Origin of the sequence: Teichococcus aestuarii (assembly GCF_042651065.1) — a bacterium.
GTDB classification, from domain to species: Bacteria; Pseudomonadota; Alphaproteobacteria; order Acetobacterales; family Acetobacteraceae; genus Pseudoroseomonas; species Pseudoroseomonas aestuarii.
Map to the genome: position 1 here is coordinate 118,900 of NZ_JBHSCH010000001.1, position 11,069 is coordinate 129,968.

9 protein-coding genes are annotated in these 11,069 nt (G+C 72.3%); 6 read left to right on the forward strand and 3 right to left on the reverse strand.

Features of this window, described 5'->3' with window-relative positions:
* The first annotated feature begins 202 nt into the window (after window positions 1-202).
* Window positions 203-2,872 (forward strand): bifunctional acetate--CoA ligase family protein/GNAT family N-acetyltransferase, encoded by a 2,670-nt coding sequence (locus tag ACFOY6_RS00545; RefSeq protein WP_379648297.1) that lies wholly within the window; start codon window positions 203-205, stop codon window positions 2,870-2,872.
* A gap of 19 nt (window positions 2,873-2,891) precedes the next feature.
* Here ACFOY6_RS00545 and ACFOY6_RS00550 read toward each other — a convergent pair whose 3' ends face one another.
* The 3 genes from ACFOY6_RS00550 to otnI all read right to left on the reverse strand — a co-directional run bounded on the left by ACFOY6_RS00550 (window position 2,892) and on the right by otnI (window position 5,656).
* Window positions 2,892-3,767, reverse strand: coding sequence for a helix-turn-helix domain-containing protein (locus tag ACFOY6_RS00550; protein WP_109515366.1), 876 nt, complete (start codon window positions 3,765-3,767; stop codon window positions 2,892-2,894).
* Between the two features lie 187 nt (window positions 3,768-3,954).
* Window positions 3,955-4,839, reverse strand: a complete 885-nt coding sequence (locus ACFOY6_RS00555) for a 2-hydroxy-3-oxopropionate reductase (RefSeq protein ID WP_379648300.1) — start codon at window positions 4,837-4,839, stop codon at window positions 3,955-3,957.
* A 34-nt stretch (window positions 4,840-4,873) separates the two neighbouring features.
* On the reverse strand, window positions 4,874-5,656 hold the full coding sequence (gene otnI, locus ACFOY6_RS00560; RefSeq protein WP_379648302.1) for a 2-oxo-tetronate isomerase: 783 nt from the start codon (window positions 5,654-5,656) through the stop codon (window positions 4,874-4,876).
* Window positions 5,657-5,817: 161 nt separating this feature from the next.
* Here otnI and ACFOY6_RS00565 point away from each other — a divergent pair, with 161 nt between their 5' ends.
* The 5 genes from ACFOY6_RS00565 (at window position 5,818) to ACFOY6_RS00585 (ending at window position 11,046) form a co-directional block, all read left to right on the forward strand.
* Window positions 5,818-6,894 (forward strand): AI-2E family transporter, encoded by a 1,077-nt coding sequence (locus ACFOY6_RS00565; protein ID WP_109515369.1) that lies wholly within the window; start codon window positions 5,818-5,820, stop codon window positions 6,892-6,894.
* 240 nt (window positions 6,895-7,134) lie between these two features.
* Window positions 7,135-8,112 carry an ABC transporter permease gene (locus tag ACFOY6_RS00570; RefSeq protein WP_109515370.1) on the forward strand — a complete coding sequence of 326 codons (978 nt, stop codon included), beginning with the start codon at window positions 7,135-7,137 and terminating at the stop codon, window positions 8,110-8,112.
* A gap of 3 nt (window positions 8,113-8,115) precedes the next feature.
* Window positions 8,116-9,030: an ABC transporter permease gene (locus tag ACFOY6_RS00575; protein ID WP_379634444.1), complete on the forward strand. Its 915-nt coding sequence runs from the start codon at window positions 8,116-8,118 to the stop codon at window positions 9,028-9,030.
* Window positions 9,030-10,043 carry an ABC transporter ATP-binding protein gene (locus ACFOY6_RS00580; protein WP_109515372.1) on the forward strand — a complete coding sequence of 338 codons (1,014 nt, stop codon included), beginning with the start codon at window positions 9,030-9,032 and terminating at the stop codon, window positions 10,041-10,043. Before ACFOY6_RS00575 ends, ACFOY6_RS00580 begins: the two co-directional genes overlap by 1 nt.
* Window positions 10,036-11,046 carry an ABC transporter ATP-binding protein gene (locus ACFOY6_RS00585; protein ID WP_109515373.1) on the forward strand — a complete coding sequence of 337 codons (1,011 nt, stop codon included), beginning with the start codon at window positions 10,036-10,038 and terminating at the stop codon, window positions 11,044-11,046. The genes ACFOY6_RS00580 and ACFOY6_RS00585 overlap by 8 nt, the downstream gene beginning before the upstream one ends.
* Window positions 11,047-11,069 lie beyond the last annotated feature (23 nt).

Genomic DNA, 11,069 nt, shown 5'->3' on the forward strand with positions numbered 1-11,069 from the left:
GCCTTCACGCCCGCATAAGCCCTGCCGGATCATAAATGATGCGCTCCCTTAGCCCGGCGGCGCCCCGCAGGCCAGCCCCGGATCGCGCGGGCCAGCCCCGCTGGAGGTGCCGCCGGGCGCCGGAAAAAGCTTCGCCCGAGGATCGTTCCGGCGGCAGGTTCCTGTTGCGGCGCAGCGCGGGGCGCGCCAGATGTTCGGCGCCATGAAGCTCCCTCTCGCCCTGCCGCGCCACCGTCCCGGCTTCCGGGAGACGGCGCTGTTCCGCCCGCAATCGGTGGTGCTGCTGGCCGACCCGGCCTTGCCGGAATCCGGCATCCTCGCCCGCAACCTCGCCACGGGCGGCTTCGCCGGGCCGATCCACGCCATCGGCCTCGCCGCCGAGGGGCTGCTGCCGGCGGAGGCGCTGGAGGCGCTGCCCGCGCCGCCCGACCTCGCCGTACTCTGCCTGCCGCCCGGGGCGCAGGAGGCGGCGATGCGGGCGCTGGCGGCGCGGGGCTGCTTCGCCGCCATCGTCCCGGTGGCCGGGCCGGACCTCGCCGCCCTGTCGGAGAGGACAGGCGTGCGGGTGCTGGGGGCGCACAGCTTCGGCCTCTGCCTGCCGCGCATCGGGCTGAATGCCAGCCTGTCGCACATCGCGCCGCGCCCGGGGCGGCTGGCGCTGCTCTGCCAGTCCGGCGCCATGGCGCGCGCCGTCATCGACTGGGCGGAGGGGGAGGAGCTGGGCTTCAGCCACATCGTCGGCATCGGCACCAACCAGGGGCTGGGCTTCGCGCTGGCCCTGGACTGGATCGCGCGCGACCCGGAGGCGGGCGCCGTGCTGCTCGACCTGCGGCGGATCAAGAACCGCCGCCTGTTCATCTCCGCCGCCCGCGCCACGGCCCGCACCCGCCCCGTGGTGGCGATCCGCCCCGGCGGGCGGCAGGCCGATGCCTCCGGCCTCGCTGATGCGGTGATGGAGGCGGCGCTGCGCCGCGCCGGCGTGCTGCGCGTGGGCGGGCTGGAGGACCTGCTGGCGGCGGCCGAGACGTTGGCGCGGGTGCGCCCGGCGCCGCGCGGCGGGCCGGACGCGCTGGCCGGCGACCGGGTGGCGATCGTCGCCAACGGCCAGGGGCCGGCGCAGTTGGCGGCCGATGCCGTGCTGCAATCCGGCGGCCGCCTGGCCGCCTGGAGCCCGGCGGCGCAGGAGGCGTTCTCGCTGGCGCTGCCGCAGGCGGCCCCCGGCAACCCGCTGCTGCTGCCGCCGCAGGAGGGGCACCGCTTGGCCGAGGCCGCCAGCCTGCTGGCCGCCCTGCCGGAGGTGGATTCGGTGGTGGCGGTGCACGCCCCCGCGCCCGGGCAGGACCAGGACGTGGCCGCCAGCGCCCGCGCCGCCGCCGCGCTGGCGGCGCGCGGCGCCCCGGTGCTGGTGGGCTGGCTGGGCCAGGCGCCGGCCGCCGCCGCCGCGCGCCGCCGTCTGGCGCTGGCCGGCCATGCCGTCTACGCCACGGCGGCGGCGGCGGTGCGCGGCGCCCTGCATCTGGCGACCGACCGCCGCAACCGCGCCGCCGCCGCCGAGCTGCCGCCGCGCGACATGCTGGAGCTGGCGCCGGACCGCGCCGCCGTGCGCGCCGTGATCGACGCCCTGCGCGCCGAGGGGCGGCTCGGCTTCACCGAGGCGGAGGCGCTGCGCATCCTGGAGGCCTACGGGCTGCCGGCGGTGCCGGGGCAGGCGGTGCCGGATGTCGATGCCGCCATCGCCGCCGCCATGCGCCTCGGCTTCCCCGTGGTGCTGAAGGTCCTGAGCCCCGACCTGCCGCGCAAGACCGAGGTGGGGGGCGTGGTGCTGGGGCTGAAGGACGTGGCCGGGCTGCGCGCAGCGGCGGCCGCCATGGTGGCGCAGGTGCGCGCCGCCCGCCCGCAGGCGCGGATCGACGGCTTCCTGGTGCAGCGCCAGGCCGGCGCCACCGGTCCGCTGCGCCCCCATGAGCTGCGCCTGCGGCTGGGCGACGACCCGATGTTCGGCCCCTGGATCGGCTATGGCCGTGGCGGCACCGCCTCCGATTTCGAGCCGGACGTGGCCTTCGACCTGCCGCCGCTGAACCGCACCCTGGCCCTGGCGCTGATCCGCCGCACCCACGGGGTGCGGCTGCTGGAAGGCTTCCGCGACCACGCGCCGGTGGACCTGACCCTGCTGGCCGACGCGCTGGTGCGCCTCTCCCAGGTCGCCATCGACTTCCCCGAGATCGAGGGGCTGATCGTCAACCCGCTGCTGGCGGACGGGAAGGGGCTGCTGGCGCTGGATGCCTCGGGCGGGCTGCGGCCGCCGGGGCAGCGCTCCATGCTCTCCGTGCCGCCCTATCCGGCCGAGCTGGCGCGGGAATGGACGGCGCGGGACGGCCGCCGGCTGCTGGTGCGCCCGATCCGCCCGGAGGACGCCGCCGCCCATGCCGAGGCCTTCCGCAACCTGGCGCCGGAGGATGTACGCTGGCGCTTCTTCAGCCAGATCAAGGAGCTGCCGCCGGCGCAGCTCGCCCGCATGACGCAGATCGACTACGACCGGGAGATGGCCTTCGTGGCGGTGGACAGCAGCGGCGAGGGGCCGCCGCGCACCGTGGGCGTGGCGCGGCTGATCCGCGAGCCGGGCGGTGCCCCCGGCGACCCGGCGGTGGGCGAGTTCGCGGTGGTGACGCTGCCGGGCTGGAAGGGTCAGGGCCTGGCCCGGCACCTGATGGAGCGGCTGCTGGAGTGGGGCCGGGGGCAGGGGCTGGAGCTGGTTGTCGGCCAGGTGCTGGCCGACAACCAGCCGATGCTGGGCTTCGTCCGCTCCCTCGGCTTCACCCTGCGCCGCTCGCCGGAGGATGACGAGGTGATGGAGGCGCGGCTGGCGCTGTAGGGCGCGTCCGCGCCGCGCCTCAGCGCGGCGCGGCCTCCTGCAGCAGCTCCCGCAGGCGGCTGGCGGCGGCGGGGCCCTTCAGCGCGTTGCGCCAGGCAGCCTCGGCCACGCGCTGGTGCACCGACACCGCCTCGTCCGCCGCCGTGATGGTGCCGACGCCGATGGCCGGGCTGGCGGTGAGGTCGGCGGGGAAGGGGCTGGTGCAGACATGCGCCCGCTCCCGCCCGCGCAGCACCATGAAGCTGCCCGCCGGCTCGGTCGGCAGCAGGCCGATCTGCAGCCCGATGGGCACGCTCTCCATCAGCGTGGCGATGCTCTCCACCTCGTCGCGCGCCGCCTGCCGGCACCGGTTGCGGGTGCGCTCCGAGAGGGCGAGGCTGCCCGCCACGCCTTCGGCCAGGAAGCCGCGCAGCGCGGTCTCCGACAGCATGGCGATGATGTTGGCGCGGCGCGACTGGTGCAGCTTCTTGCGTGCCGTCAGCAGGCCCATCGCCTGGTCGGCGGCGGCACGGGCGGGGATGCGCTCGGGCGCCGCATCGGCCGCTTCGGCCCAGGCCTCCGCCAGGGCGCCGTCGAAGGCCTCCGTGGTGGTCTGGTAGCAGAAGGCGCCGCCGACCTGCAGGATCTGGTCGGACTGCTCCTCCACCTGGCGCAGCCGCTCCTGGAAGGCGATGGGGCGGGAGAAATACTCCACCCCGATCCCGAGCAGGGAAAGGGGCGAGATCTTCAGCAACTCAGCCAGCCGCCGGATCGTGTCCAGCTTGATGACCTCGCCCTTCTCGTAGCGATACAACGCGGCCCGGGACACGCCCAGCCGCGCCGCGATCTCCTCGGCCCGCAGGCCGGACTCAAGACGGTAGGCCCGCAATTGCTGGCCGATATCGGCGAAACGCATGACACCTCTTGTCGATATCAACCGGTTCATATTCGTCTGCGGCGAAAAATCTCGCCGGACGGCGCTAGGACAGAAAATGCGGCCGGGGCGGCCTTCTGGCAACGGATAATCGCGAGATGATAAGAATCTTTCTCAAAACGAAGTGCCCTGGCGGGCCAGAATCGGCCCGCCAGGGGCCGGCCAAGCCTCAGCTTCCGGAGACTTTATGCGCCGCAAGCATTTCAAGAGCCTGAACCAAACCGGAGTGATCCCACTGCCCCCCGCCAGCGGCCGCGCAGGCCGAGAATAGCTGCTGAGTCGAGGCTGTGTTGGGCAGCGCGACCCCGAGCTCCTTCGCCGACTGCAACGCGAGGTTGAGATCCTTCTGGTGCAGGGCGATGCGGAAGCCGGGCTCGAAGGTGCGCTTGATCATGCGCTCCCCGTGCAGTTCAAGGATGCGCGAGGTCGCCAGCCCGCCCATCAGAGCCTGCCGCACCTTGGCGGGATCGGCCCCGGCCTTGCTGGCGAAGACCAGCGCCTCGCCCACCGCCTCGATGGTCAGGGCGACGACGATCTGGTTGGCCACCTTGCAGGTCTGCCCGGCGCCATTGGCCTCGCCCACCAGGGTGATGTTCTTGCCCATCGCCTGGAACAGCGGCAGGGCGCGGTCGAAGGCCGCCTGCGGGCCGCCCACCATGATGGTCAGGCTGGCCTGCCTGGCGCCCACCTCGCCGCCGGAGACGGGGGCGTCGAGATAGTCGCAGCCCTTCTCGTTGACGCGGCGGGCGAAATCCTTGGTGGCGGTCGGGCTGATCGAGCTCATGTCGATCACCAGCTTGCCGGGGGAGAGGCCCTCGGCCACGCCCTTCGGGCCGAACAGAACGGCCTCCACATCCGGCGTGTCCGGCACCATCAGGATGATCACCTCGGCCGCGGCGGCGATGGCGGCCGGGTCCGGCAGCACCTCGGCCTGGGCGCGGATCTCCTCCTTCAGGCTGGCGCGGTCGGGCACCAGCAGCGTATGGCCCGCCGACTTCAGGTGCAGCGCCATGGGATGGCCCATGATGCCGAGGCCGATAAAACCGATTTTCATCTTTGGACGTCTCCTCCGGGAAGTGCGGGCCTGGTCAGGCGGCCTTGTAGGGGGCGAACCAGCCGAGGCCGGCCACCGTCTCGCCCGCCGGCCGGTACTCGCAGCCGATCCAGCCACGGTAGCCCAGCGCGTCGATGCGATCGAACACGAAAGCCCAGTTCACCTCGCCGGTGCCCGGCTCGTTGCGCCCCGGCACGTCCGCCACCTGCATGTGCGCGATGATGGCCAGGTGCTTCTCCACGCGCTTGACGATGTCGCCCTCGCTCACCTGGCAGTGGTAGAGGTCGAACTGCAGGCCGAGCCTGTCCTCGCCCACGGCGGCGATGATGTCGGCGCCCTGCTGCATGGTGGTCATGAAGATGCCGGGGATGTCGCGCTGGTTGATCGGCTCGATCACCGCCTTCACCGCCGCCTTGGCGCATTCCTCGGCCGCCCAGGCCAGGTTGGCGCCGTAGACGGCCGTCAGCGTGTCATGCGCCACGCCGGCGGGGCGCAGGCCCGGCATGATGTGCAGGCGCGGGCAGGAGAGGGCGGCGGCGTAGTCCAGGGCCTGCTTCAGCGCCTCGCGGAACTCGGCCTGGCGGCCGGGGATGCAGGCCATGCCGCGCTCGCCCGCGGCCCAGTCGCCGGGCGGGGCGTTGAACAGCACCTGCTGCAGCCCGTTGTCCTTGAGGCGGGTGGCGATCTCGGCGGCGGGGAAGTCGTAGGGAAAGAGGAACTCCACCGCCTCGAACCCCGCCGCGCGGGCGGCGGCGAAGCGGTCCAGGAAGGGCAGTTCCTGGAACATCATGGACAGGTTGGCGGCGAAGCGCGGCATGCGGGATCTCCGGATATCGGGGGGAGCGCGGCCTCGCGCCCCGGTGCTGGCGCGGCACGCTAGAGGGCTGGGCGCGGAGTGCAAGCCCTTGTCCGACAAGCTGCCGTGCGCATCCGGCGCGCCGCTGGCGGCGGCGCCGCGGCTCAGGCACATTCCCTGCCATGAGCTCCTCCTCCTCCCCGGGTGACCGGGCGTTGCGGCCGGCCCGGATTCTGGGGCTGGCGGCCCTCTCCGCGCTGCTGCTCGGCTGTCTGCTGGTACTGCGCCCGTTCATCTCGGCGCTGCTGTGGGCGGCCATCCTGGCCTTCTGCACCTGGCCCGCCTACCGCACCCTGCGGGATCGGCTGCGCCTCTCCCCCGGCCTCGCCGCCCTGGTGATGGTGACGCTGGAGATGCTGCTGGTCGGCCTGCCGCTGCTCTTCGCTGCGCCGATCCGCGCCGAGGATGTGGAGGGGCTGCGGCGCAACGTCGAAGGGCTGGTGGCCGGCGGCTTTCCGGCGCTGAGCGACAAGCTGGCCGCCATTCCCTGGATCGGCGCCTCCCTCGCCGAGCGTTGGGACGCGCTGCAGTTCGATTTCAGCCCGCTCACCAGCCTGCTGCAGCCCTATGCCGGCGTCATCGCCCAGCAGGCGCTGGCGCTGCTGCTGGCGGTGCTCTCGGGCCTGGCCGAGCTGGTGCTGGCCATCCTGCTCTCCTTCTTCTTCTACCGCGACGGGCCGCGCATGGCGGCGGGGCTGGAGGCGCTGGTGGGCCGCATCGCCGGGCCGCAGGCGCGGCGGCTGGTGCAGCTGACCGCCAATGTCACCATCGGCGTGGTCTATGGCCTGCTCGGCACGGCGGTGGCGCAGGGGGTGCTGACCGGCCTCGGCCTCTGGATCGCCGGGGTGCCGCAGCCTGTGCTGCTGGCGGTGGTGGCGGGCGCCCTCTCGGTGCTGCCGGTCGGCGCGCCGCTGGTCTGGCTGCCGGCGGCGCTCTGGCTGTTCGGCCAGGGCTCCACCGGCTGGGGCATCTTCCTGCTGGTCTATGGCGCCTTCGGCATCAGCAGCGTGGACAACGTCATCCGCCCCTGGCTGATCAGCCGCGGCGCCGACCTGCCGCTGCTGCTCACCATCCTGGGCGCGCTGGGCGGGGTGCTGGCCTTCGGCTTCCTCGGCCTGTTCCTCGGGCCGGTGCTGCTGGCGGTTGGCTTCACCCTGCTGCGGGACTGGGCGGAGGAGGAGCCGGAAACCCTGCGGTGAGGCGGCGGGCGCCGGGGCTGGCTTTCCTTCCGTCCCTCGCGCTTCCCTTCCGTCCCTCGCGGTGGTTGATTGCGCGGCTTGACCAGGAATGCGCCGGCCTCCTAGGGACGGGACCCGAAGGCCGGGTTTGGGGACGAAAAGGCTATGTGGAACGGAAGGGCCGTGGCGCGCGCCGCCACGGCGAGGTTTGCTCGCGCGGCCGCATGGGGCGGCCGCCGGATGCGCGGGGCCGGCTGAGCGATGCCCGCCTTCATCCTCTCCCGCCTGTTGCAGGCGATTCCGGTGCTGCTGGTGGTGGCGCTGATCAGCTTCGCCATGTTCGCCTATGTCGGCGACCCGGTGGCGATCATGCTGGGCCAGGACTTCACCGAGGCGCAGCGCCAGGCGCTGGTGGCCAGCCTGGGCCTCGACCAGCCCTTCTTCGTGCAGTTCTTCAAGTTCGTGGTGAACGCGGCGCAGGGCGAGTTCGGCCTTTCCTACCGCCTCTCCCGCCCCGTGGCGGAGCTGATCGCGGAACGCGCGCCCGCCACGCTGGAGCTGGCCTTCGTGGCCGCCGCCATCGCCATGCTGGTGGGGGTGCCGATGGGGGTCTATACGGGCCTCTACCGCAATTCCTGGCTGTCGCGCTTCTTCCTGACCTTCAGCCTCATCGGCGTCTCGCTGCCCACCTTCCTCATCGGCATCCTGCTGATCCTGGTGTTCTCGGTGCTGCTGGGCTGGCTGCCGAGCTACGGCCGGGGCGAGGTGGTGCAGCTCGGCTGGTGGAGCACCGGCCTGCTCACCGCCGATGGCTGGCGCGCGCTGATCCTGCCCGCCATCACCCTCGGCCTGTTCCAGCTGACGCTGATCATGCGGCTGGTACGGGCCGAGATGCTGGAGGTGCTGCGGACGGACTATATCAAGTTCGCCCGCGCCCGCGGCCTGCCGGACCGCAGCGTGCATTTCGGCCATGCGCTGAAGAACACGCTGGTGCCGGTCATCACCATCGCCGGCCTCCAGCTCGGCTCCATCATCGCCTTCGCCATCGTGACGGAGACGGTGTTCCAGTGGCCCGGCATGGGGCTGCTCTTCATCCAGAGCGTGGGCTCGGCCGACATCCCGGTGATGGCCGCCTACCTGATGCTGACGGCGCTGATCTTCGTGGTGATCAACCTCGTGGTGGACATCCTGTACTACATCGTGGACCCGCGCCTGCGCGCCGGGCGCGGGGGGCACTGAGCCATGGCGAACGCCCTGTCGCGCGCCCTCGATTCCGACCTCTGGTATTCCTTCAGCCGCTCGCCGGTTACGGTGGCCTCGGCGGTGGTGGCGCTCGTCTGCATCCTGGGCGCCGTGCTCGCGCCCTGGATCGCGCCGCACAACCCCTTCGACCTCGCCAGCCTCAACCTGATGGACGCCTTCAACCCGCCGGCCTGGACGGAGGAGGGCAACGCTTCCTTCCTCCTCGGCACGGACGACCAGGGGCGGGACGTGCTCTCCGCCATCATGTACGGCGCGCGCGTCTCGCTCATCGTCGGCCTCTCGGCGGTGGTGTTCTCCACCGTGGTGGGGGTGGGGCTGGGGCTGCTGGCCGGCTATCTCGGCGGCACGGTGGATGCCGTGCTGATGCGCGTGGCCGACATCCAGCTCACCTTCCCCTCCATCCTGGTGGCGCTGCTGATCGACGGCATCGTCCGCGCCGCCCTGCCGCCCGAGGCGCATGAGGCGATCGCGCTCTATGTCGTGGTGTTCGCCATCGGCGTCAGCAACTGGCCGCAATTCGCCCGCACCGTGCGCGGCTCCACCCTGGTCGAGCGCAACAAGGAATACGTGCTGGCTGCCCGCGTCATCGGCCTCTCCAAGCTGCGCATCATGCTGACGCATGTGCTGCCCAACGTGCTGGGGCCGGTGTTGGTCATCGCCACGCTGAATCTCGGCTTCGCCATCCTGGCGGAGGCCACGCTCTCCTTCCTGGGTGTCGGCGTGCCGCCGACGCAGCCCTCCCTCGGCACGCTCATCCGCATCGGCAACGACTTCCTGTTCAGCGGCGAGTGGTGGATCACCCTGTTCCCCGGCATCGCCCTGGTGGCGCTGGTGCTCTCCGTGAATCTCCTGGGCGACTGGCTGCGCGACGCCCTGAACCCGAGGCTGCGCTGATGAATCCTGTCCCTGCCGCAGCCGCGGCGCCGCTTCTCGAAGTCCGCAACCTGCGCGTCGAGTTCCCGACCCGGCGCGGCACGCTGACGGCGCTGGACGACGTCTCCTTCTCCATCCGCGCCGGCGAGGTGCTGGGGGTGGTGGGCGAATCCGGCGCCGGCAAGTCGATGACGGGCGCCGCCATCATCGGCCTGCTGGAGCCGCCCGGCCGCATCGCCCGCGGCGAGATCCTGCTGGACGGCCAGCGCATCGACAACCTCCCGCGCGAGAAGATGCGGCGCATCCGCGGCAAGCAGATCGGCGCCATCTTCCAGGACCCGCTGACCACGCTGAACCCGCTCTACACGGTCGGCCGCCAGCTGCAGGAGACCATCCTCACCCACCTGCCGATGACGCCGGCCCAGGCCCGGGCGCGCGCCATCCACTGGCTGGAGGAGGTGGGCATCCCCGGTGCCGCGCAGCGCATCGACAGCTACCCGCACGAATTCTCGGGCGGAATGCGGCAGCGCGTCGTCATCGCGCTCGCCCTCTGCGCCGAGCCGCGCCTGGTGGTGGCGGACGAGCCCACCACGGCGCTCGACGTTTCGATCCAGGCGCAGATCATCGCGCTGCTCAAGCGGCTGACGCGCGACCACGGCACGGCGGTGATGCTGGTGACGCACGACATGGGCGTCATCGCCGAGACCGCCGACCGCGTGGCGGTGATGTATGCCGGCCGCGTCGCCGAGATCGGCCCGGTGCGGGAGGTGGTGAAGGCGCCCAACCACCCCTACAGCGCCGGCCTCATGGCCTCCATCCCGCCGCTGGACCGCAAGGTGGAGCACCTGGCGCAGATCGATGGCGCCATGCCGCGGCTGACCGCCATTCCGCGCGGCTGCGCCTACAACCCGCGCTGCCCGCACGTCTTCGACCGCTGCCGCGTGGAGCGGCCGGACCTGCTGGACGCCGGCACCACCCGCGCCGCCTGCTGGCTGCACGACCCCGCCTCCGAGAAGAGGGCTGCCCATGTCTGAGAACGCCGCCGGCCAGCCGCCGATGCTGGAAGTGCGGGACGTGGCCCGCTACTTCGATGTCTCCCGCCCCCTGCTGCAACGCCTGCTGGCGCGCGAGGGCAAGCGCACGCTGCGTGCCGTCGACGGGATCTCCTTCGACGTGCCGCGCGGCACCACCCTCTCGCTGGTGGGTGAGTCGGGCTGCGGCAAGTCCACCGTGGCGCGGCTGGCGGTCGGCCTCTACGGCACCACGCGGGGCGCGGTGCTGTTCGACGGCAACGACCTCTCCTCCGCCCGCGCCGATGCCGCCCAGCGCCGGCGGATGCAGATGATCTTCCAGGACCCCTATGCCAGCCTCAACCCGCGCTGGCGGGTGCTGGACATCGTGGCCGAGCCGATGCGCGCCTTCGGCCTGGTATCGGACCGGGCGGCGCGCGAGAAGCGCGTGGGCGAACTGCTCACCCAGGTCGGCCTCTCCCCGGCCGACGGGCAGAAATTCCCGCACGAATTCTCGGGCGGGCAGCGCCAGCGCATCTCCATCGCGCGGGCGCTCTCCTCCAACCCTGAGTTCCTGGTCTGCGACGAGCCGACCAGCGCGCTGGACGTCTCCGTGCAGGCGCAGATCCTCAACCTGATGAAGGATCTCCAGCGCCGCATGGGGCTGACCTACCTCTTCATCAGCCACAACCTCGCCGTGGTGCGGCAGGTCTCGGACCGGATCGGGGTGATGTATCTCGGCCGGCTGGTGGAGCTGGCGCCCTCCGAGACGCTGTTCGAGGCGCCGCGCCACCCCTACACGCGGGCGCTGATGGAGGCCATTCCGGACCTCGACATGACGGGGCGGGAGCGCATCCCCGTCGGCGGCGAGGTGCCGAGCCCGATCAGCCCGCCCTCCGGCTGCGCCTTCAACCCGCGTTGCCCGCTGGCCAATGACCGCTGCCGGCGGGAACGGCCGGAGATGACGCCGGTTGGGGCCACGCTCGTTGCCTGCCATGCCGTCGAGGAAGGGCGGGACAGGCAGTAGGTAGAAGGAAGGCCGGGGGAAGG

Excerpts from the sequence above, each read along its gene's own strand:
- ACFOY6_RS00545 (WP_379648297.1), top strand. The coding sequence starts at position 203 with ATGAAGCTCCCTCTCGCCCTGCCGCGCCACCGTCCCGGCTTCCGGGAG.
- ACFOY6_RS00550 (WP_109515366.1), bottom strand. The coding sequence starts at position 3,767 with ATGCGTTTCGCCGATATCGGCCAGCAATTGCGGGCCTACCGTCTTGAG.
- ACFOY6_RS00555 (WP_379648300.1), bottom strand. The coding sequence starts at position 4,839 with ATGAAAATCGGTTTTATCGGCCTCGGCATCATGGGCCATCCCATGGCG.
- otnI (WP_379648302.1), bottom strand. The coding sequence starts at position 5,656 with ATGCCGCGCTTCGCCGCCAACCTGTCCATGATGTTCCAGGAACTGCCC.
- ACFOY6_RS00565 (WP_109515369.1), top strand. The coding sequence starts at position 5,818 with ATGAGCTCCTCCTCCTCCCCGGGTGACCGGGCGTTGCGGCCGGCCCGG.
- ACFOY6_RS00570 (WP_109515370.1), top strand. The coding sequence starts at position 7,135 with ATGCCCGCCTTCATCCTCTCCCGCCTGTTGCAGGCGATTCCGGTGCTG.
- ACFOY6_RS00575 (WP_379634444.1), top strand. The coding sequence starts at position 8,116 with ATGGCGAACGCCCTGTCGCGCGCCCTCGATTCCGACCTCTGGTATTCC.
- ACFOY6_RS00580 (WP_109515372.1), top strand. The coding sequence starts at position 9,030 with ATGAATCCTGTCCCTGCCGCAGCCGCGGCGCCGCTTCTCGAAGTCCGC.
- ACFOY6_RS00585 (WP_109515373.1), top strand. The coding sequence starts at position 10,036 with ATGTCTGAGAACGCCGCCGGCCAGCCGCCGATGCTGGAAGTGCGGGAC.